The following is a 21,773-nucleotide window of genomic DNA, read 5'->3' on the forward strand; positions in this document are numbered from 1 at the left end:
CAAGTAGACTGTTCATACATTTATTCCACTATTAATGGAAAGTCATACATAATAGGAAGGAATATCTCTTTTGTAATTATATTCAAGTTATAGGGAAGATGTACATCCGCATTTAGAATGAGGTTGGGATGTTATCTATAAAATTGCGAAAGCAGTAAAACTGATACCAGTTTTACTGCTAAGGAAACAATTATGCAATTTTTTCAATAACAATTGATGCCCCTGTACCAACAGCTAGTGATAATACCGCCTCTATACCAATTACTTCAACTGATACTGGAGCTGTTGTAATTTGTATAATCGCTTGGATAACGATAGGTGTTCCAAGTGAAACTAAGTTTCTTGCAGCACCTGGTACTGCTAGGCCATTTACTTGAATTTCAATGCCACCGAGTAAACCTGATGTTGCGGTATATACGATAACAGTAATTTTATATAATCCACTTTGGTGTATGGTGAAAGTATCGCTATCTAATTGAGTAATCGCTGTACCGAGCTGTGACCCAGCGGTATTAAATGGTACAGGCGTGTTAATCTCAACGTTGATGCTACTCGCAGCGGAGTTAAATGCGTACAATCCTGCTGGAAGTCCTAATCTAGATGGTCCAGTAGCACCAGTCGGTCCGGTAGTACCAGATGGTCCAGTATCGCCGATTGGTCCAGTAGCACCAGTCGGTCCAGTATCGCCGATTGGTCCAGTAGCACCAGTCGGTCCGGTATCGCCGATTGGTCCAGTAGCACCAGTCGGCCCAGTATCGCCGATTGGTCCAGTAGCACCAGTCGGTCCGGTATCGCCGATTGGTCCAGTAGCACCAGTCGGTCCGGTAGTACCAGATGGTCCAGTATCGCCGATTGGTCCAGTAGCACCAGTCGGTCCGGTAGTACCAGATGGTCCAGTATCGCCGATTGGTCCAGTAGCACCAGTCGGCCCAGTATCGCCAGTCGGCCCAGTGTTGCCAGTCTGTCCAGTAGCACCAGTCTGTCCGGTAGTGCCAGATGGTCCAGTGTTGCCAGTCGGTCCAGTATCGCCAATCGGTCCAGTGTTACCGATTGGTCCAGTATCGCCAGTCGGCCCAGTGTTGCCAGTCTGTCCAGTGGCACCAATCGGTCCGGTAGTACCAGATGGCCCAGTCGGTTCAGGTGTCAAAGAAAATTGTGGAAATGCAGGATCAGATGTGCTGGAAGATAAAGAGTCAACTGGATTTAAGCTGTTTGAATCATTATGATTGGACATCAATTCACCTCCGTAAATCTCTCGTTATATAATAGGTAAAAATTAATGAGAAAATGACATAGATATTTGTATGCTTGAAAAGAAACTTTAATTATATGGAACAATATAAAAAAATGGAAAGTTTTGTGTGCATATAACATATGATTGAGATGGAACAGAGTAAGTATATGGAACATTATAAAGATGTACTATCTCCATCATAAGGGAGAGATGCATAATGAAAGGGATTATTTTAGCGGGCGGAACTGGATCGAGACTATATCCAATAACGAAAGTAACGAATAAACATCTACTTCCCGTTGGGCGGTATCCGATGATTTATCATGCAGTATATAAACTGAAACAATGTGAGATTACAGATATTATGATTATTACAGGTAAAGAGCATATGGGAGATGTTGTTAGCTTTTTAGGAAGTGGTCACGAATTTGGTGTGTCCTTTACGTATCGTGTGCAAGATAAGGCAGGCGGAATTGCGCAAGCGTTAGGGCTTTGTGAGGATTTCATCGGGAATAATCGTATGGTAGTTATATTAGGAGATAATATCTTTTCAGATGATATTCGTCCATATGTTGAAGAATTCACAAATCAAAAAGAAGGTGCTAAAGTGCTGCTTCAATCTGTAGAAGATCCCGAAAGATTTGGTGTGGCACATATTCAAAACCGAAAAATAATTGAAATTGAAGAAAAGCCGAAGAAACCGAAAAGTTCTTATGCTGTTACAGGAATTTATTTGTATGATTCGAAAGTCTTTTCTTATATAAAAGAATTAAAACCTTCCGCAAGGGGAGAACTTGAAATTACGGATATAAATAATTGGTATTTAAAACGAGGGGTACTTACTTATAATGAAATGAGCGGCTGGTGGACGGATGCAGGAACTCATGCTTCTCTTCAAAGGGCGAATACGTTAGCGCGGGATATAAACTTTGGGAAACAGTTTAATGGAGAATAGGTGAGAATATGAAAGTTGTAGACACAAATTTTACCGATGCGAAATTGTTAGAACCAAAGTTATTTGAAGACGATCGAGGTTTCTTTATAGAAAGTTATAATAAGAGGGTGCTAGAAACATTAGGAATTACGGATTCATTTGTACAGGATAACGTATCTTATTCAACTAAAGCAGGAACGATTCGAGGACTACACTTCCAGAAAAAACCGAAAGCACAAACGAAACTCATTCAAGTTGTTCAAGGGGCAATTTATGATGTTATCGTAGATTTAAGAAAAGATTCACCAACCTTTAAACAATGGAAAGGTTATATTTTAAGCGCGGATAATCACCGGCAATTATTAGTGCCAAAAGGATTTGCTCATGGTTTTTGTACGCTTGTACCTCATACAATTGTTATGTATAAAGTAGATGAGTATTATAGTGCTGAGCATGATTCAGGTTTGCTTTGGGAAGATAAAGAACTAGCAATTCCATGGCCGGTAACAAACCCTATTTTGTCTGATAAGGACCGCATATTACCATTACTTCAGGGATATGAAGATAGTTTTTAAGTAGGAGAGTTGTTTATGAATATACTAGTAACAGGTGGAGCAGGATTTATTGGAAGTAATTTCATTCACTATATGTTAAAAAACTATGAAACATATAGAATTATTAATTACGATGCATTAACATATAGCGGGAATTTAAATAATGTAAAGTCAATTCAAGACAATCCTAACTATTCATTCATAAAGGGAAAAATCCAAAATGGAGAGCTGCTGGAGCATATTATTAATGAACGTGACGTGCAAATAATTGTAAATTTTGCAGCGGAATCACATGTGGATCGTAGCATTGAAAATCCTATTCCTTTTTATGATACGAATGTAATCGGGACAGTCACCTTATTAGAGTTAGTGAAAAAATATCCACATATTAAACTCGTGCAAGTATCAACAGATGAAGTGTACGGGTCTTTAGGGAAAACAGGGAAGTTTACCGAGGAAACCCCGTTAGCTCCAAATAGTCCATACTCTTCCAGTAAGGCGAGCGCTGACATGATAGCTTTATCTTATTATAAAACATATCAATTACCAGTCATAGTGACGCGTTGTTCCAATAACTATGGGCCGTATCAATATCCTGAGAAGTTAATTCCATTAATGGTTACGAATGCGCTGGAAGGAAAAAAACTACCGTTATATGGTGATGGATTAAATGTAAGAGATTGGTTACATGTAACGGATCATTGTAGCGCGATTGATGTTGTTTTGCATAAGGGGCGTTTAGGAGAAGTATATAATATAGGCGGAAATAACGAAAAAACAAATGTAGATGTTGTGGAACAAATTATTAATCTATTGGGAAAAACGAAAAAAGATATTGAATTTGTTACAGACCGTTTAGGTCACGATCGTCGTTATGCGATTGATGCACAAAAGATGAAGAATGAGTTTGATTGGGAACCGAAGTATACGTTTGAACAAGGGTTAAAAGAAACGGTGGAATGGTATGAAAACAATACGGAATGGTGGAGACGACTAAAAGAAAAGTAAGGGGCATGTAAATGAAAGAGCGGGTTATCATAACAGGAGCAAATGGTCAATTAGGAAAACAACTACAAGAAGAATTAAATCCTGAAGAATATGATATATATCCATTTGATAAAAAGTTACTAGATGTAACAAATATATCCCGAATTCAGCAAGTGGTACAAGAAATAAGACCACATATAATCATTCATTGTGCAGCGTATACGAAGGTTGATCATGCTGAGAAAGAACAAGATCTTGCTTATTTAATAAATGCGATAGGAGCTCGAAATGTAGCGGTTGCTTCACAATTAGTAGGGGCTAAGTTAGTTTATATTAGTACCGATTATGTATTTCAAGGGGACAGACCGGATGGATATGATGAATTTCATAATCCAGCGCCGATAAATATATACGGGGCCTCTAAGTTTGCGGGGGAGCAGTTCGTTAAAGAGCTACATAATAAATATTTTATCGTTCGTACATCGTGGCTATATGGTAAGTATGGAAATAATTTTGTGAAAACGATGATGCGATTAGGAAAAGAAAGAGAAGAAATATCTGTTGTAGCGGATCAAATAGGCTCTCCTACGTATGTGGCGGATTTAAATATGATTATTAATAAGCTCATTCATACTTCTTTATACGGTACGTATCACGTATCAAATAGAGGCTCATGTTCTTGGTTTGAATTTGCTCAAAAAATATTTTCATATGCAAATATGAAAGTGAATGTATTACCTGTTTCAACCGAAGAATTCGGATCGGCGGCAGCGAGACCGAAATATTCTATCTTTCAACATAACATGCTGCGATTAAATGGTTTTTTAGAAATGCCTTCTTGGGAAGAAGGATTAGAGCGGTTTTTTATAGAAACAAAAAGTCATTAACGAATTTAAGTTAATGACTTTTTTGTTTGCCTTTAAGAGGTTTTATGGTACTATTATTATAGTATCAGGTACTAATAACAAGTATAAGTATTTCTGGGAGGATATATCATGAAACTATTACAAGGGAAAACATTTGTTGTTATGGGCGTTGCGAACCAAAGAAGTATTGCATGGGGAATTGCTCGCTCTTTGCATAATGCAGGTGCAAAATTAATATTCACATTTGCAGGAGAACGTTTAGAAAGAAACGTTCGTGAATTAGCGGATACATTAGAAGGGCAAGAATCACTTGTATTACCTTGTGACGTAACGAATGATGAAGAACTTACAGCTTGCTTTGAAACGATTAAGCAAGAAGTTGGTACAATTCATGGTGTAGCACATTGTATTGCTTTTGCAAATCGTGACGATTTAAAAGGCGAATTTGTAGATACTTCTCGCGATGGATTTTTACTTGCACAAAATATTAGTGCATTCTCTTTAACAGCTGTAGCAAGAGAAGCGAAGAAAGTAATGACAGAAGGCGGAAATATTTTAACGTTAACATACCTTGGCGGCGAGCGTGTTGTGAAAAACTATAACGTTATGGGTGTTGCGAAAGCTTCATTAGAAGCTAGCGTGAAATATTTAGCGAATGATTTAGGACAACATGGCATTCGCGTTAACGCTATTTCTGCAGGACCAATTCGTACGTTATCTGCGAAAGGTGTAGGCGATTTTAACTCAATCTTAAGAGAAATCGAGGAGCGCGCACCACTTCGCCGCACAACAACTCCAGAAGAAGTTGGGGATACAGCAGTATTCTTATTCAGTGATTTAGCACGCGGAGTAACAGGTGAGAATATTCATGTTGATTCAGGATATCATATTTTAGGATAAATATGATATCGATTATAACTTTTTAAGGGCAGTCTCTATATAGTGAGACTGCCCTTTTGATGTTTTAGAGAAAGAAAGAATTTTAACGAAAGTTATTGCGTTAGGATGAATATAACTATAAGAGTACACGATTTATTCAACAGTAGAGGATAATCAGGCTTTTCCCTTTAGATTTAGTAAGTGTAAAGAGTCTTGGTGGACGTTAGCCTAATTTGTTCAATTAATAATTAAATAGGGAAAAATTCCTCGTTGATGAAAGATTCACTTTATGGAAGTGGGAGGGACGAGTGTGGAGAATAAAAATAAAGGCTCAACAGTTGGAAAACCGTTGCTATATATAACGCAAGTAAATTTAGAACTTGATACACTGAAAATAAAAAGAATTCTCCTTACAAACTTTGAAAATGATAATAGGCAGGAACAAGGTGATAGAGAGCAATCCAGTATAAGTAGTGCGGTGGAAGAAATGGTAATACAAAAAGAAGTTGAGAAAGTGGTAGAACAAAAAGAAATTGTGAACAAAGAGAAACAAGAGGAAGTGGAACAAATAGAAGTTGGAGAACAACGAAAGCAGGTGACGACAGTACCACATAATAAAGCATTTAAAGATATGAACAATGAAGAAAAAATTCATTTCTTATTAAACCGCCCTCATTACATTCCGAAAGTAAGATGTAGAATAAAAACAGCGACAGTCTCATATGTAGGATCCATTATTTCGTATCGAAATGGTGTTGTATCAATTATGCCGCCAAATAGTATGAGAGATATTCGAGTATCTATAGAAGAGATAAAATCAATTGATATGGCTGTTTTTTAAATTATGTAAAGGTGGTAGATAGATTCTACCACCCCAATAGTTTTTTAGTTTACTTATTAAATAGTAACATCACGTAAGCACTGAATAGCACAGAAACAGCTTAAGTCAACGGTAATACAAGTATTTGTACCGCGTAAAGTTGAACTTGGTACATTTAAAAACGTACAAATTGGATTGTCACCAGGTGGAACAGGATCTCCGCCGATAGTTACAGTTAATACACGTAATACAGCACAGCTATCATCATCTACGCTCTCGACACGGAAAATCGGAGATGTACAGCTAGTAAGACTTCCTGATGGTGCAAATGCTTCAAAAACTTCTCCATTTTTTTTGTATAAAATAAAAGGACGTGTATTTGCTACTGATGAACTGCTGTGTGCTCCTAAAAATGGAATTTCGCAACCAGATCCGCATGTTGTAGTAGAACAATCTTGTAATTCATTGATAAATTTTACAACATCAGCTACGCAATGAGAAGAGCTATGGTGTTTATTTTCGTTACAACTCATTAATGTCACTCCTTATCTTCTTGTTTGTATTTACATTAATAAGATATTGGAGAAAAGGGGAATCGGTCACACTCTAAAGCGCTTTTTTTTTAAATAGGCTAAAGAAGGTAAGGGAAGGTGAAAGTATGCTATTTACAAGTTGGCTTTTATTTTTTATTTTCGCACTAGCTGCTTTTCGATTAACACGCCTTATCGTTTATGATAAAATTACTGGCTTTTTGCGAAGGCCGTTTATTGATGAGTTAGAGATTACAGAGCCAGATGGAAGCGTATCGACTTTTACAAAAGTGAAAGGTAACGGATTAAGAAAGTGGATTGGAGAATTATTAAGTTGTTATTGGTGTACAGGTGTATGGGTTAGTGCTTTTTTATTAGTCTTATATAATTGGATTCAAATTGTTGCAGAGCCATTACTAGCAGTATTAGCTATTGCAGGAGCAGCAGCAATTATTGAAACAATTACAGGATATTTTATGGAAGAATAATAAATTTTCATGTTAGAGAAAGCGGAGTTTAAAAGGATGAGGGAACGGAAATAAGGAGTTGTTCATATAGTAAATAGACAGAATTGAGAGTAGAGGAGATGTTTGCTGTGAGCAATAATCCAAGGCCAAATTCATATGACCTTCAGCAGTGGTACTACCTACAGCAACAGCAACAAGAACAACAACAGGCATATCAAGAACAATTACAGCAACAAGGCTTTGTGAAGAAAAAGGGATGTAATTGTGGCAAGAAGAAAAATACAATAAAACAATATGAAGAATGAAACACTCATGTTAATGTGAGTGTTTTTCATTTAATAATTAAAAGTGGTATCTCAAATAAGAAATACCACTTTTAGTTAATCAATTTGTACGACTGTTAATGCAGCAGCGCGAATATCTACAATACCTTCTAATTCAACCGGTACGATTTGAATGAAATTACCAGGGTTTAAGTTAATGAGAACAGTACCACTGGAAACTTCTACTTCACCAGTACCAATAACGTTAGAGCGTACTGCTGTACCAGATCCAGGAATAACATTCTGCGGCGTATTTAATGATAAGAAAAAACGAGCCGCTGATGGTATAAAATTAGGATCATTAAAGTTTATTGATAATGTATAGCTGATTTGATAAATACCAGTTCTTTGGATTTTAATGCCATTTCCTACACTTACTGTATCATTTATTACTGGAACAGTGAGATCTGGATTTGAACTTGTACTAGGTAATAATAGTGGTGTGAATAATGAAGCGAATTGAGGGGCGAGAGCGTTGAATGCAAAGCCGAAAGCTGGCAATGTACTAACGGCTTTTGCGTTGCAATCAATTTTATTAAATTTATATTTATCAGAAGAGAGCATGTTTTTCACTCCTTTATTTCTTCTACTTTTATTCAATGAAAGGGATAAGTTCTTTGTTCTAGACAAGTTCCTAATTTTATAAAAAATATATTAGTACCTTTTAAGCATGGATTGGGTGACAGAAATTTCTGCCACCCAATCCATGCTTAAATCATTATTCAGTTTTAAATCGTAACATCACGTAAGCATTGAATAGCGCAGAAACAGCTTAAATCAACAGTAATACAAGAATTCGTTCCCCTTAAAGTTGCAGTTGGAACATTTAAAAACGTGCAAATTGGATTATCGCCAGGTGATATAGGATCGCCGCCTATAGTTACGGTTAGTACACGTAATACAGCACAGCCATCATCATCTATGCTTTCAACTCGGAAAATAGGAGAGGTACAACTAGTAAGGCTTCCTGAAGGCGCGAATGCTTCAAAAAGTGTTCCATCTTTTGTGTATAAAATAAAAGGACGTGTATTCGCTACTGATGCGCTGTTATGTGCTCCTAAAAATGGAACTTCGCAACCCGATCCACATGTTGTGGTTGCACATTCTTGTAGTTCATGTATAAAACGAACGACATTAGATACACAGTTGAAATCACAATCATGGTGATGATGATCTTCATTACAATTGCAGCTCATTATGTTCACTCCTTATCGTGAGTTCTGACATACACTATTACAATATGAACGGGATATGGTTGATATTACGTTAATTCTCAGGATAGAAACAGGGAATTTATATAGAGGGGATGTACATATCGTGATATGGAAAAAAGACATCCTTATTTAGCGGATGTCTTTTCAGGTAAATCTTTTCGCGTAGTATATAAAAAACGAGATATATCTAGTTTCTTTCCTCTGAAAAATTGCGGGGAGGAAATGTAAAGTTCTTCTTTAGCACGCGTAATTGCGACATAGAGTAATCGTCGTTCTTCTTCTAATGCTTCAGAAGTCTCCGTCACACGGTCATTGGCATCTTTTAAAGAAGAAGTATGCGGCAGTATGCCATCGCTTGCACCGAGTAAGAAGACGCATGGAAACTCAAGGCCTTTCGCGTTATGAATCGACATAAGCGATACGGCATCTTTTTGCGGCATTGTTTTTAATGCTTCCATTTCTTTTTGACCTTGAATGGCCTCATTAATAAATTGTAAGTAAGCTGAAATATCCGTAAAGCGAGTTGCTGATTCCATTAATTCTTCTAACATCTCTTCTTGTATGTCCTTATGCATCGTAAAGGAAGAACGATCATTACTTTGTAAGTACTCTAAATACTTTCCTTTACCATGAATAATTTCTTTCAATGCTTTTTTCGGTTCAAGTTCTTTTATAAACTTAATAAAATCGATTCGTTCATTTACTTTTTTAACTTGAAAAGGTTTCAAGCTTGGGTTTAGTAATAGAAAATGAAGAAGAGAAGGGAAACGGCCCTCACCATATTTCCATTGTTCACGTTCAATAAATGAAATGCACTCATCACGGCCAATATACATTGTTGGTAATATATTTGAAAGTGATTCGAGGCGGAACGGTTCTAGCACGAGTCGTAAGTGATCTAATACGGGCCTAATTAAAGAATGCTCGTAGAACGATTGGCTCGCTCCATGTTTAATAAATGGAATCTTATGAATTGTAAGCTGATCAAGTAAAGAACGGCTTACAGAATGTGTACGATATAATAAACAAAAATCTTTATAATTTCGTTCACCACTATCTACTTTTTCCTGAATGAGTTGCAAAATTTGATTTGCTTCATCAAGAGTTGTCGCAGGTCGTGCATAAAAGGGCTGCATGCCATCGTTACGAACAGAATATAGCTCTTTATCAAAACGTTCTTGATTGAGCTTAATAACTTCATTTCCAAGTCCGACGATAAATGGATTAGATCGATAATTCGTATTAAGTGCGATAATCGTTGTATTATCAAATTCCTTTGGAAAAGATAAAATAATTTGGTGACTTGCCCCTCGCCAGCCGTAAATCGCTTGATCGTCATCACCTGCGATAAATAAATTATTTCTTGGCGTGGCTAACAATTTTACAATTTCATATTGTGCATACGACGTATCTTGAAACTCATCTACTTCAATGTAATGAAAACGCTCTTGTAATTGAGTAAGCAGGGGAGCGTTATTTTCTAACAGATAATACATTTCTAATAAGATGTCGTCAAAATCGATATAATTGTACCGTTGTTTTACCTCTTCGAAACGTTCGTATACTTCTTTGAACTCTTGTTCAACCGGTGTTTTCGCTTTTACATCTTTCGGACGATTCAATTTGTTTTTCTCAAGTGAAATCATAGCGAGTATCGTTTCGGCATCATAAGCGTCTTTTAAGCGTAATTCTTTCAAAATTTTCTTTATCATAATTTGTTTATGTTTTTCATTTGCTAAAATTTGCTGATTATATCCTTGACTACGAAGCAATTTTAAAAAGACAGAGTGGAATGTACCAGCAACGACATAGCTACTTGCGGCATGATTCATACCAGGTAAATTCGCTACACGGCTTCGAATTTCTTCAGCTGCTTTTTGTGTAAACGTCAGCAGCAAAATATTTCGTGGATGAACATGTTTTACATTAACTAAATAACCAACGCGAGTTGTTAAAACAGATGTTTTACCACTTCCAGCACCAGCTAGTGTAAGGACAGGTCCTTCTGTCGTTTGCACTGCTTCTAACTGTTTTTCATTTAAATAAACACCTTGCTGTTCTAAAGCGCGGAAATACGCCGCATCTGCATCTTCTTCCATAATTAAATGGGTAGATGTTTTCGGAATATGATACGTCGCTTGCGGAATGCCAGCGTGTGTTAACGGTTTTTGTGAAAATTTTTCTTGTGTCATATATTCACCTTCAAAACTATAGCATCAACATTTAACTTTAGCGGAAGAAAAAGAAAATAGCAATGTAAAAAACAGGAGGGGCTACCTCCTGCTACAAAATTACAATTCTTTTATCATTACGACGTGCGGGATATTTGCTTCCATAAATACATCAGAAGCCGTCACGTATCCTAGCTTTTTATAGAAAACTTCAGCATGTGTTTGAGCATGGAGTTTCAATTTCGGTAGAGACTCCTCTTTTGCATGCGCTTCAAGTGCATCCATAATGATTTTGCCAATACCCTTTTTGCGATGGGAGGCCAGTACGCAAATGCGTTCCATTTTTCCAACTCCATCAACAATGCGAAAGCGGCCCGCACCGACTGGAATGTCATTGTCATATACAACAACGTGCACCGAAGTATCTTCAAATTCATCATATTCTTCTTCAGAAGAAACACGTTGTTCTTCTACAAAAACCTGTTTACGTACAGAGAATGCATCACTTAGCTGCTCGTCTGTTTGTACGATTTGTGCGTGCAAATTAGTTGCTCCCCTTTCCAAGGTGGAATGTTTCATGTACAGTCCATGTTCCGTTTTCTAATTGATATAGAAGGTGGAAACGATCGATTGGTTGCTCATAATAGAAATCTTTCATACGTAATCGACCTAATACATCAGCGTGCTCTGCATCTGACAGGCTTTGACCGATTGTTAAATGAGGTACGAAAGAGTACTCGCGCTCTTGTGTAAAGAATCCATTATGCATTTCTTCATTTAAAAAAGTAAGTTCAGGTGTTTTTTCTACTTTAAAATAAAGAACATTATTAACAGGTGCGAATGAACCAACTTTTCCAACATGAAGGGTGAAAGGGTTCGTTTTGTTTGCGATTGTATGTAACTCATTCACAATCGATTCTAATTGTTCATCTTGCGTTTCAAAGGGTGTTTTCAATGTAATATGTGGCGGAACTAATGCGTAATGTGGATCATAACGTTTACGCAATCCGTTTGCTTTATCTTGAATCATTTTTGATGGGAAAATTACAATTCCTAATTTCATGTTCCAATTCCTCCCTTTGCAAGTCTAGTTAGATTTTGAGAATAAATCTCTTTATCTATTATATCAAATTATTCTGAATATCGCTCTCTATTATTTCATTGATAGAATATGAGAAAATGCTTTCGGTAAATCTGTTTGCCAATATTTCCATGTGTGATTCCCTTCAAACTCTTCATAATGCGTGATGAAATTTCTATCTGTAAGAAGAGTATTTAGCTCACGGTTCGGTTCTACGAAATCAGATACTTGTCCATCTGTGCGCTTGACAGCTGTTTCTTCTGTCCCAATGACGTGATAAAGTTCTAACGCCCCCGGATTTTTAAAGTCTCTTGCTAAGTTCATCACTGTTTCATCAACAAATGGTGACTGCATAACAACTTTACCGAATGTATGCGGATACATAAGTGCAGTCATAAAGGAAACTGTACCGCCAAGAGAATCTCCAATTAAAACGCGTCCTTTACCCATTTGATACGTTGGATAATTTTCATCAATATATGGAGCAAGCTCATGAGCAAGGAAACGAATGTAAGCAGCATTCTTTACATCGCTCGGGAAATATTTTTCCTTACGATCGTGTACATTTTTATATGGAATACCGACAATAATTGTACGGTCGATTTCTTCAGTTTCACGAAGACGCTCAATTACACGGTGCGCTTTACCAAGCTGAAAATAATCTCTACCATCTTGTGCAATAACAACCGTATGCTTATGAAGAGGTGTGTAATTTACTGGTAAATAAACAAGAAGTGTAAGTTCCTCTTGAAGTGATGTACTAAAAAATGAAATTTCTTCAATTCTCCCTATTGTTTGATTCATGTAGATCCCCCTAAATAAAAATTTACTGTAATGATTGTAAGAGCGACGCTTGTAGTGAAAAGGAAAGAAATAATCACTAATAGGTGCCTTAATTTCTATTTTACCATAATGGTACGAAGAATCTAAAAAATTAGTATTTAAGTTATGAAAGAAAACGGATATAATGAAGTGGGATTTTTTACAGGTGAGAGGGGAGACAGGATTTGAAACAAGAAAGATCAATCGCACTACCATTAGCAATTTCCATTATAGCCATTTCATTCGCAGCTGTTTTTGTAAAGATGTCCTCAGCACCATCTTCAATTTTAAGTATGTATCGATTATGGATTATCGTACTTATTATGCTGCCTATCGTTTGGAAAAAACGGGAAGAGTTTAGTAAGATTCAAATAAAAGATTGGGGATTTTTAATTGGATCTGGTTTCTTTTTAGCACTTCATTTTCTTTTATGGTTTGAATCCTTAAAGCATACGACAGTAGCAAGTTCGACGATTATTTTAGCGTTGCAACCTATCGTATCTTTAGTTGGAGGTTTTTTTCTATTTAAAGAAAGAACAACCTATTCAGCAATTGCGACGATGGGAATTGCGATACTAGGCGTAATGTGTATTGGCTGGGGAGATTTAGGGCTAAGTGAGCAAGCAATTTATGGGGATATATTATCCTTTTTAAGTGTAATAGCAGTTGTCGGTTATTTATTTATCGGACAAACGACAGTAAAGAAAGTATCGCATTGGATTTATAGTTTCACTGTATTTGCCTTCGCTGGTATATTTATAGCGATTTATAACGTTATACTTCAAGTGCCATTTACAGGCTATACGAAGTGGGATTGGAGTATTTTTCTTTTACTTGCGATTGTACCGACAGTGTCACACGTCATTAATAATTGGTTATTAAACTACGTAAATGCAACAACAATTTCAATGAGTATTCTAGGAGAACCAGTTGGGGCATCTATACTAGCGTTCTTCTTACTTGGAGAAAAATTAAACGCAATGCAAATTATCGGTAGCATGCTCGTATTGTTTGGTGTATCTGTTTTCTTACTACAGCAACAAAAGCGAACAGCAAAAAATGTAGTAAACAAACCGGTGTATACACAGGAATTATAATGTTAGGGGAGAAAAGAGAAGTTGTGATACTTCTCTTTTTGTTTTATAGAAATTTAAGTGAGGAAGGGGGAGAGAAATGGAAGAGATATTAAAGAAATATATGAAGAGTTTTACAACATTAAGTGAAGAAGAGCAGCAACTGATCCTCAGTGAATTACAAATTGAAGAATATAAAAAAGGAACAGTGCTCCTAAGACAAGGAGATGTTCCGTCTAAATGTTATTTTGTATTAAAAGGATGCGTGAGGCAGCACTGTATAGATGAAGCAGGGAGAGAGGTTACATCAAATTTTTATACAGAAGAACAAGCAATCGCAAATTTCAATCATCATAAACAAGATAAATCATCCCCGCATACGTTAACGTGTTTAGAAGACTGTATAGTAGTAGTTGGCGATCTGTATAGTGAAAAGGACATGTATAAGAAATATTCACAGTTAGAAGAAATGACGCGCCAAATGATTGAATACAATTTTGGTGAAGTACAAGAAGAACTTACATTATTTATTGCATCGACACCAGAAGAGCGCTACAAATCATTATTACAAAAACGCCCGCATTTAATTCATCGTGTTCCTCAATATCAATTGGCAAGTTATCTAGGTATTACGCCAGAATCATTAAGCAGAATTAAGAAACGACTCAAACAGTAGAGTTTTTTCCACCTCTAAGCAATAGCCATATACTAAATCCTAGTTCACCTGCGATCATCGGTAGTTGAAAGACAACGTTAAGAATGGAGATAATCGCATCATATTGTGAAAACATCGTATTCATGACGTGAATTACGATATAACCGATAGCAGCGATGAATAGTAGTACACTAATAAATTTCGGTATTTGTCTAGATAGAAAAGTTACATATCCTAAAACGAGAAGATGTAAGCCGAAAATGACTAATCCTACAGACCAAATGTATTCAAAAGCTTCTAGAAATAACATTGTATATGCTTCTGAATTAGCAACTGTACTTTTTGAAAGAAGTAATACAAATGTTAAATTGAATATAGCAATCCCAAGTATAGCTGTATACATAAGACGAAGACAGGCAGCCAGTAATGAGAAGCTAGCATGGATAGGTTTTAGAAAGAAATAAAGAGCCCACGAGGCGATAATATCCGTAATAAAAATGATAATCCATCCGAAAATTTCTGCTTTGAAAAGTGAACTTGAAGTTTGAATATTATGGAGTGTCGTGCTCGCATCTCCTTGTACAACGAGATTTCCGTGAACAAAACCGTAAGAAAAAAATGCAGCGAATGCCATAATAAGAAGAGAAGTACCAGCAAATAAGGCAAACTTTCGTTCATTCATATGTCGTCCTCCTATTTCAATATTACTTTTATTTTAATAAGAGAAGGAGGGGAATTCATTAACTTAAATCAAGAGAGGAGGGAGCGTAATGGAATTTCCATCAAAAAAAGATGCATGGTTATATCTGGTCTTTATAATCGTTATAGGTGCCTGTTTTGCTCCAATATTTGCAGGGAGAGAATACTTTCTCTTATTTTTTACAATTCCATTAGCCATACTGTTTAGTTGGAGTTGGTTTTCAACAAAATATATTGTAGGGGAAGAAGAGATTACTATTAGATCTGGTTTCGTTAAAAAACGTATTCTTATAAGGGATATAAAGCGAATTTCAGATACGAAAAATCCAATCGCAGCTCATGCACTATCATTCGATCGATTTGAAATTCTATACGGATCATATGAAACAGAACTTATTTCTCCAAGAAATAAAGAAGAATTTATTTTGTTGTTAAAAAGAAAAAATCCTGGAATTGAAATAAATTAAGAGAGTGGATTCATATCCACTCTCTTTATATCACTTTGGATTTGTCATATAAGGTTGTACGTGAACGACACATAAGTCGCGGAATTTTCCTTCAGCAGTTGTGACAATTACGACTGCTCTTCCTGCACTTTTTCCAGTAATCGTTACCGTATCACCTTTTGGATAGATTGTGATGACATCAGAATTCATATTTGTCCAAATAAGCTCTTGGTTCGTCGCTTGCATTGGCAAAACGGAAGCTGATAACTCAGTACTTTGCCCAGTTTTTATTTTTAACTTATTTTTTCCCATATGAACACCGATAACTGAAATAACAGAAGGAGCAATTGAAATTTTGGGCGGATTAGGTTGAATGTTTAAACAAGAAGCAGAAGTATTTGTGATGGGTGAAAATTTTCTTATATGTTTTTGCTGGAAAGCTGCTAACATTGGTGGAGTCCCCTTTCTGTATAGGTGTCGATACTAATAATATAAAGGAAGAATGTTATAGTAAATTTAACGAAACATAAAGAAATTGTTAAATTTGAGAAGAATATTGTCGAACTGTAGTAAAAAAAGCTCTGCTGTTACGATAACAGCAAAGCTTTTTTATAGACTATGACTATGTTGTTTTTCGAAATCCTCAAATTGCTCTTCAACTTCTTTTGAAGGTTGTGTTAGTAAACTAACGATTATGATTGCTAGTAAACTAATTGTGAAACCAGGAATCATTTCATATAAGAAGTTTGTTAAGAATTTAAATTGAGTCCATATAATAACAGTCGCGGCACCAGAAATCATACCAGCAAGCGCGCCCCATTTCGTCATACGTTTCCAATATAGACTTAATAAAATAGCTGGTCCGAATGAAGAACCAAATCCAGCCCAAGCGTATCCAACAAGAGCTAAAATCGTATCATTTTGTTTAAACGCTAATGCGCACCCAACTAAGGCGATACCAAGAACAGCCATACGACCGACAAATACAAGCTCTTTATCAGAAGCAGAACGTTTAAAGAATGTATGATATAAGTCTTCTGTTACAGCACTTGAAGTAACGAGAAGCTGAGATGAGATTGTACTCATAATAGCTGCTAAAATCGCTGCTAATAAAAATCCAGTAATAAGTGGATGGAATAAAATTTTTCCAAGCTCAAGGAAAATTGTCTCTGGGTTAGATAATGTCAAATCTTGTTGTGAATAGTAGGCAATACCGATAAGACCAGTAAACATAGCTCCGACAACAGAGAAAATCATCCAGCTCATACCAATTCTTCGTGCGCTTTTAAGTTCTTTTACAGAAGAAATTGCCATAAAGCGTACGATAATATGAGGTTGTCCAACATAACCAAGGCCCCATGCGAATAAGGAAACAATTCCTAAAGTGGAGGCACCTTTAAAAATATCTAAACGTGTTGGATCTACAGATCGAATTGTATCAAATGCAGGTCCAAGTCCGTTTGCATTCATAATTGTTACGATAGGAACAAGAATAAGAGCAACTACCATAATGATTCCTTGCACGAAGTCTGTCCAACTTACAGCTAAGAAACCACCAAATAATGTGTAAGCTACAACAACGCCTGCTACAATGAATAATCCAACATGATAGTTCATACCAAATGAATTTTCAAATAATACAGCGCCTGAAACTAGTCCTGAAGCTACATAGAAAGTAAAGAAAATCATAATAACAAGTCCGGATACTAAGCGTAGCATGTGAGATTTGTCGTGGAAGCGGTGTTCCAAAAATTCTGGGATAGTAATAGAATTATTTGCAATTTCAGAGTAGGTACGTAAGCGAGGAGCGACATAAAGCCAGTTTGCGTATGCGCCTAGTGTTAGGCCGATCGCAATCCAACTACTACTTAATCCAACGCTAAACATTGCACCGGGTAATCCCATTAAAAGCCAACCACTCATATCGGATGCTCCAGCACTTAATGCTGTTACTGCGGGGCCTAGTGTACGCCCGCCAAGCATATAATCTGTTAAGTTGGACGTTCGTTTGTAGGCGAAATAGCCGATTACTAACATCCCGAGCATGTAAATAGAGATAGAAGTTAAAGTTAACATCTGCGTACTCATGTAGTTCCCCTTCCTTTTGTCATGTCTTTTGATGCATTTTGCATATTTATAATCTATCATGATTATTCAGAAAAATCCATGCGCAAATAAGAATTTTCTGAAATTTAAGCGTTTTTTGACATCTTTTTACTTTTGGGATATATAACTTTCTGGCAAAAAACCTTAATTTTAATAGAGTATTTATTATTTTTACATAAAAACAGGTTGTTTTGTCAATATAATATCGAACGAAGAAATAATATTTTTTTCGGAAAAAGTATTGACTTATTAGAAACATGAGGAATATAATGAGTGCAACTTAAAAAAATGCAAGCGTTGATGAAGAAGAGTACACATGATGAACATGTCAGAGAGCTGATGGTTGGTGCGAATCAGTATGGGATTGATGTGGAATGGGCTTCGGAGCTTCCAAACCGAAACGAAAGAAGTAGGCTTTGGCGACATGATCTCATCGATACAAGAGACACGTATTATTTTTTGATACGGCAAAGTGCGTTACATTCGTAACGAATTAAGGTGGCACCACGGGAGTACCCGTCCTTTCTATAGGATGAGTACTCCCTTTTTGTGTACAAAAAATTGTTGAACGCCCTATAAAAATTAAATAAGTTAAATCGTTTAAGTAAGAAGAGTACGTATATTTGGAGACGTTACAGAGAGCCGGGGGCAGGTGGGAGCCCGGTACGGTGCCATATACGGAATGGGCTTACGAGAGGTATGCTGAACAATTTTATTCAGTAGGCAACCCGGGTTCCGCCGTTACAAGGATAAGGTATATATTTTGTACCTGAATAAAGCGGGATGCTTTTGCATCCAACCTGAGGTGGTACCACGGTAAATTTATCGTCCTCTACATATTTCGATATGTAGGGGACTTTTTTATTTTTCAGAGTGAGGTGAAAGGCATGATGACGAAAGAAGAATTTATGAAGCAAAAAGAACAAGGAAAAACATTTTTAGTAATCGCTGAAGAAGAAGGAGATAGCATTACGCCAATTTCTTTATATAGACGTATGAAAGGGAAGAAGAAGTTTTTACTAGAAAGCTCACAGCTTCATCAAGATAAAGGACGCTATTCTTGCTTAGGATGTAATCCGTATGGTGAAGTGAAAAGTGTTGGTACGGAAGTGGAACGAACGATTTACAGCCAAACAGAAAAGCTGCAAGGTAACGTACTGCAAGTGTTAGAAGAGGTAATCGCACCAGCGCAAGTAGAGAGTCCATTCCCGTTTTGCGGGGGAGCAGTTGGATATATCGGCTACGACGTAATTCGGCAGTATGAAAATATAGGAGTAGACTTACATGATCCATTAAATATTCCAGAAGTACACCTTTTACTGTATCGCGAGTTTATCGTTTACGATCATTTACGCCAAAAACTATCGTTTGTATATGTATGCAAGGAAGATGAATCAGCTTCTTATGAGGAAGTATACGAGAGATTGCAACAATACAAAGAGGAAGTGCTAAACGTAGAAGAAGAGAAGGTGAGTGAAGTAATATCATCTTTAGCATTCACTTCTTCAGTAACGGAAAAAGAATTTTGTGAAATGGTGGAAACAGCGAAAGAATACATTCGGGCCGGAGATATTTTTCAAGTTGTATTATCCCAGCGATTAAAAAGTGAGTGTAAAGGAGATCCGTTCGCATTATACAGGAAACTTCGAATTGCGAATCCATCACCATATATGTTCTATATCGATTTTCAAGATTATGTTGTACTGGGCTCTTCGCCAGAAAGTTTACTATCAGTAAGAGATGATAAGGTAATGACAAATCCAATTGCCGGCACGAGACCGAGAGGGAAAACGAAGCAGGAAGATGAGGAAATCGAAAAAGAACTGTTAGGAAATGAGAAAGAGCGGGCGGAGCATATGATGCTTGTGGATCTAGGCCGAAATGATATTGGCAGAGTAAGTGAAATTGGCTCTGTGACGATAGATAAATATATGAAAGTAGAGAAATACTCTCACGTTATGCACATTGTATCTAAAGTTTACGGAACATTGCAAAAACGGATGAGTGGATTTGATGCATTAGCGTATTGTTTACCAGCCGGCACAGTATCAGGCGCTCCGAAAATAAGGGCGATGGAAATTATTAATACGTTAGAGCATGAAAAAAGAAATGTATACGCCGGAGCAGTTGGATATATTTCATTCTCAGGAAATCTTGATATGGCGCTAGCAATTCGAACGATGGTTGTAAAAGATGAGAAAGCGTACGTTCAGGCAGGAGCGGGTATCGTCTACGATTCAGACCCTGTAGCTGAATATGAAGAAACATTAAATAAAGCGAGAGCGCTTTTGGAGGTTATGAAATGATTGTACTGATCGATAATTATGATTCCTTCACATATAACTTGTATCAACTATTAGGCGAGTACGAGGAAGAAATTGTTGTAGTAAGAAATGATCAAATAACAATTGAACAATTAGAGGAGATGAAGCCGAAAGGAATTGTGCTATCACCAGGACCTGGAAAACCAGAAGATGCTGGAATTTGTATCGATGTTATTCGTCACTTTTATAAGAACGTTCCCATCTTAGGAATTTGCCTTGGCCATCAAGCAATCATATCCGCATTTGGAGGAGAAATTGTTAGAGCAGAGCACATTAAACACGGAAAAACATCGCGTGTGAAACATAACGGAACGTCAATCTTTTCGTACGTTACGCAGCCGCTAACAGCGATGCGTTACCATTCACTCGTCGCAGCGCAAAATGGTTTGCCGCAGTGTTTTGACATACTCGCGACAGCGATGGATGACGGAGAAATCATGGCAGTTCGTCACAACTATTATCCGCTCTTCGGATTACAGTTTCACCCAGAATCAATTGCAACAGAAGAAGGCGGAAAGTTAATACGTGCTTTTTTGGCAGAAGTGAAAGAGGAGGAGAGAGTATGAACAGTTATCTTCGAAAGTTAGTAGAGGGACAACATTTAACAGAAGAGGAAATGTATGAAGCGGGACTTCTTTTATTAAGTGACAACATATTGGAAAGTGAAGTTGCAGCTTTCTTAGTATTGCTGAAAGCGAAAGGCGAAACAGCAGAAGAAATATACGGTCTCGTTCGTGCTCTTCGCGAAAAGGCATTACCGTTTTCAAATCATATAAAAGGCGCGATGGACAATTGCGGAACGGGTGGTGACGGTGCGCAAACATTCAATATTAGTACAACATCGGCATTTGTACTTGCCGGAGCTGGTGTAAAGGTTGCGAAACATGGAAACCGCGCTGTTTCTAGTAAAACAGGAAGTGCTGATTTATTAGAAGAACTCGGTGTAAACATTAGTTGTACGCCAGGTGAGATTGACTACTTATTAGAAAATGTAGGGATTGCCTTCTTATTCGCACCAGCGATGCATCCAGCATTAAGACGCATTATGAAAATAAGAAAAGAATTAAACGTTCCGACGATCTTTAACTTAATTGGACCGTTGACGAATCCGGTTAATTTAGAAACACAATTTGTCGGTATTTATAAACGAGATATGTTATTGCCGGTAGCGGAAGTATTGCAGAAACTAGGCAGAAAACAAGCGCTCGTCGTAAACGGAAGTGGATTTTTAGATGAAGCATCATTACAAGGAGAAAACTGCGTCGCTATTTTAAAAGACAATGAAATAATTGAAATGAGTATTGCACCAGAAAACTACGGTTTTTCAAGAGTGAAAAATGAGGAAATTAGAGGCGGAAATTCAAAAGAAAACGCAAAAATTACGCTCGGAGTATTGAGCGGAGAAAAAAGTGTATACCGCGATACCGTTTTACTAAATGCAGGGCTTGCTCTTTTCGCAAACGGAAAAGCGGAAACGATTGAAGAAGGAATTAAACTAGCAACGCATAGCATTGACTCCGGAAAAGCATTAGAAAAATTAAACTTATTAATTACAGCAAGCCATGAAAAGTTAGAAAGGGTGAATTAA

General features: G+C 37.0%; 25 protein-coding genes and 2 other annotated features. Of the genes, 14 read left to right on the forward strand and 11 right to left on the reverse strand.

The annotated features are described in order from the left end of the window. Positions 1 to 190 precede the first annotated feature (190 nt). Positions 191 to 1,234 (reverse strand): BclA C-terminal domain-containing protein, encoded by a 1,044-nt coding sequence (locus EXW56_RS06130; RefSeq protein WP_215597308.1) that lies wholly within the window; start codon positions 1,232 to 1,234, stop codon positions 191 to 193. 217 nt (positions 1,235 to 1,451) lie between these two features. Between EXW56_RS06130 and EXW56_RS06135 the strand changes: the two genes are divergently transcribed. The 6 genes from EXW56_RS06135 (at position 1,452) to EXW56_RS06160 (ending at position 6,295) form a co-directional block, all read left to right on the forward strand. Next, positions 1,452 to 2,189, forward strand: a complete 738-nt coding sequence (locus EXW56_RS06135; protein ID WP_002201364.1) for a sugar phosphate nucleotidyltransferase — start codon at positions 1,452 to 1,454, stop codon at positions 2,187 to 2,189. Positions 2,190 to 2,197: 8 nt separating this feature from the next. Continuing rightward, complete coding sequence (gene rfbC, locus EXW56_RS06140; RefSeq protein WP_215597309.1) at positions 2,198 to 2,743, forward strand: dTDP-4-dehydrorhamnose 3,5-epimerase; 546 nt, start codon at positions 2,198 to 2,200, stop codon at positions 2,741 to 2,743. Positions 2,744 to 2,758: 15 nt separating this feature from the next. Further along, positions 2,759 to 3,730, forward strand: a complete 972-nt coding sequence (gene rfbB, locus EXW56_RS06145) for a dTDP-glucose 4,6-dehydratase (RefSeq protein WP_070138930.1) — start codon at positions 2,759 to 2,761, stop codon at positions 3,728 to 3,730. 11 nt (positions 3,731 to 3,741) lie between these two features. After that, positions 3,742 to 4,596 carry a dTDP-4-dehydrorhamnose reductase gene (rfbD, locus tag EXW56_RS06150; protein ID WP_215597310.1) on the forward strand — a complete coding sequence of 285 codons (855 nt, stop codon included), beginning with the start codon at positions 3,742 to 3,744 and terminating at the stop codon, positions 4,594 to 4,596. Positions 4,597 to 4,704: 108 nt separating this feature from the next. Continuing rightward, entirely contained in the window at positions 4,705 to 5,475 is a 771-nt protein-coding gene (fabI, locus tag EXW56_RS06155) for an enoyl-ACP reductase FabI (RefSeq protein WP_215597311.1), read from the forward strand. A 268-nt stretch (positions 5,476 to 5,743) separates the two neighbouring features. Further along, positions 5,744 to 6,295 carry a CotO family spore coat protein gene (locus EXW56_RS06160; protein ID WP_080013736.1) on the forward strand — a complete coding sequence of 184 codons (552 nt, stop codon included), beginning with the start codon at positions 5,744 to 5,746 and terminating at the stop codon, positions 6,293 to 6,295. Positions 6,296 to 6,351: 56 nt separating this feature from the next. On the opposite strand, the gene EXW56_RS06165 is transcribed toward EXW56_RS06160, so the two are convergent. Beyond that, the gene (locus EXW56_RS06165) at positions 6,352 to 6,807 is read right to left on the reverse strand and encodes a CotY/CotZ family spore coat protein (protein WP_002201359.1); all 456 of its coding nucleotides are present in this window, start codon (positions 6,805 to 6,807) and stop codon (positions 6,352 to 6,354) included. A gap of 125 nt (positions 6,808 to 6,932) precedes the next feature. On the opposite strand from EXW56_RS06165, the gene EXW56_RS06170 reads away from it, so the two are divergent. Next, positions 6,933 to 7,292, forward strand: coding sequence for a DUF1360 domain-containing protein (locus EXW56_RS06170; protein ID WP_002201358.1), 360 nt, complete (start codon positions 6,933 to 6,935; stop codon positions 7,290 to 7,292). Between the two features lie 98 nt (positions 7,293 to 7,390). Beyond that, a complete protein-coding gene (locus tag EXW56_RS06175; RefSeq protein WP_033710628.1) occupies positions 7,391 to 7,576 on the forward strand; it encodes a hypothetical protein in 186 nt (61 codons plus the stop codon). A 75-nt stretch (positions 7,577 to 7,651) separates the two neighbouring features. Here EXW56_RS06175 and exsF read toward each other — a convergent pair whose 3' ends face one another. The 6 genes from exsF to EXW56_RS06205 form a co-directional block, all read right to left on the reverse strand. Next, the gene (gene exsF / locus EXW56_RS06180; RefSeq protein ID WP_002202756.1) at positions 7,652 to 8,158 is read right to left on the reverse strand and encodes an exosporium protein ExsF; all 507 of its coding nucleotides are present in this window, start codon (positions 8,156 to 8,158) and stop codon (positions 7,652 to 7,654) included. Between the two features lie 164 nt (positions 8,159 to 8,322). After that, complete coding sequence (locus tag EXW56_RS06185; RefSeq protein WP_078180030.1) at positions 8,323 to 8,790, reverse strand: CotY/CotZ family spore coat protein; 468 nt, start codon at positions 8,788 to 8,790, stop codon at positions 8,323 to 8,325. 143 nt (positions 8,791 to 8,933) lie between these two features. Beyond that, entirely contained in the window at positions 8,934 to 11,000 is a 2,067-nt protein-coding gene (locus EXW56_RS06190) for an ATP-dependent helicase (protein WP_002201354.1), read from the reverse strand. A 99-nt stretch (positions 11,001 to 11,099) separates the two neighbouring features. After that, entirely contained in the window at positions 11,100 to 11,522 is a 423-nt protein-coding gene (locus EXW56_RS06195) for a GNAT family N-acetyltransferase (RefSeq protein WP_215558154.1), read from the reverse strand. Between the two features lies 1 nt (position 11,523). After that, positions 11,524 to 12,042: a YjcG family protein gene (locus tag EXW56_RS06200; RefSeq protein WP_002201352.1), complete on the reverse strand. Its 519-nt coding sequence runs from the start codon at positions 12,040 to 12,042 to the stop codon at positions 11,524 to 11,526. A gap of 90 nt (positions 12,043 to 12,132) precedes the next feature. After that, on the reverse strand, positions 12,133 to 12,864 hold the full coding sequence (locus tag EXW56_RS06205) for an alpha/beta hydrolase (RefSeq protein WP_002201351.1): 732 nt from the start codon (positions 12,862 to 12,864) through the stop codon (positions 12,133 to 12,135). 203 nt (positions 12,865 to 13,067) lie between these two features. Between EXW56_RS06205 and EXW56_RS06210 the strand changes: the two genes are divergently transcribed. Together EXW56_RS06210 and EXW56_RS06215 are read left to right on the forward strand one after the other, a co-directional pair. Further along, complete coding sequence (locus tag EXW56_RS06210) at positions 13,068 to 13,979, forward strand: DMT family transporter (protein WP_002158858.1); 912 nt, start codon at positions 13,068 to 13,070, stop codon at positions 13,977 to 13,979. Between the two features lie 76 nt (positions 13,980 to 14,055). Next, entirely contained in the window at positions 14,056 to 14,631 is a 576-nt protein-coding gene (locus EXW56_RS06215) for a Crp/Fnr family transcriptional regulator (RefSeq protein WP_002158855.1), read from the forward strand. Here the strand turns inward: EXW56_RS06215 and EXW56_RS06220 are convergent. Continuing rightward, positions 14,621 to 15,292, reverse strand: coding sequence for a DUF4386 domain-containing protein (locus EXW56_RS06220; protein ID WP_215597312.1), 672 nt, complete (start codon positions 15,290 to 15,292; stop codon positions 14,621 to 14,623). The two genes, EXW56_RS06215 and EXW56_RS06220, sit on opposite strands and share 11 nt — an antisense overlap. An 88-nt stretch (positions 15,293 to 15,380) precedes the next feature. Here EXW56_RS06220 and EXW56_RS06225 point away from each other — a divergent pair, with 88 nt between their 5' ends. Continuing rightward, positions 15,381 to 15,776: a PH domain-containing protein gene (locus tag EXW56_RS06225; protein WP_199659814.1), complete on the forward strand. Its 396-nt coding sequence runs from the start codon at positions 15,381 to 15,383 to the stop codon at positions 15,774 to 15,776. Between the two features lie 30 nt (positions 15,777 to 15,806). On the opposite strand, the gene EXW56_RS06230 is transcribed toward EXW56_RS06225, so the two are convergent. Together EXW56_RS06230 and putP are read right to left on the reverse strand one after the other, a co-directional pair. Then, positions 15,807 to 16,205 carry an Ig-like domain-containing protein gene (locus EXW56_RS06230; RefSeq protein ID WP_002202749.1) on the reverse strand — a complete coding sequence of 133 codons (399 nt, stop codon included), beginning with the start codon at positions 16,203 to 16,205 and terminating at the stop codon, positions 15,807 to 15,809. A gap of 159 nt (positions 16,206 to 16,364) precedes the next feature. Then, the gene (putP, locus tag EXW56_RS06235; protein WP_002158851.1) at positions 16,365 to 17,843 is read right to left on the reverse strand and encodes a sodium/proline symporter PutP; all 1,479 of its coding nucleotides are present in this window, start codon (positions 17,841 to 17,843) and stop codon (positions 16,365 to 16,367) included. Between the two features lie 306 nt (positions 17,844 to 18,149). Continuing rightward, positions 18,150 to 18,388: a binding site (T-box leader), on the forward strand. 63 nt (positions 18,389 to 18,451) lie between these two features. Beyond that, positions 18,452 to 18,697 (forward strand) — a binding site (T-box leader). A gap of 51 nt (positions 18,698 to 18,748) precedes the next feature. On the opposite strand from putP, the gene trpE reads away from it, so the two are divergent. The 3 genes from trpE to trpD are packed head-to-tail and all read left to right on the forward strand — an operon-like array spanning position 18,749 to position 21,773. Beyond that, on the forward strand, positions 18,749 to 20,167 hold the full coding sequence (gene trpE, locus EXW56_RS06240; protein ID WP_215597313.1) for an anthranilate synthase component I: 1,419 nt from the start codon (positions 18,749 to 18,751) through the stop codon (positions 20,165 to 20,167). Then, positions 20,164 to 20,751 (forward strand): aminodeoxychorismate/anthranilate synthase component II, encoded by a 588-nt coding sequence (locus EXW56_RS06245; protein WP_002201346.1) that lies wholly within the window; start codon positions 20,164 to 20,166, stop codon positions 20,749 to 20,751. The genes trpE and EXW56_RS06245 overlap by 4 nt, the downstream gene beginning before the upstream one ends. Continuing rightward, on the forward strand, positions 20,748 to 21,773 hold the full coding sequence (gene trpD, locus EXW56_RS06250) for an anthranilate phosphoribosyltransferase (RefSeq protein WP_002201345.1): 1,026 nt from the start codon (positions 20,748 to 20,750) through the stop codon (positions 21,771 to 21,773). The genes EXW56_RS06245 and trpD overlap by 4 nt, the downstream gene beginning before the upstream one ends.

Origin of the sequence: Bacillus mycoides, from assembly GCF_018742245.1 — a bacterium.
In the GTDB taxonomy this organism is placed as follows: Bacteria; Bacillota; Bacilli; order Bacillales; family Bacillaceae_G; genus Bacillus_A; species Bacillus_A cereus_U.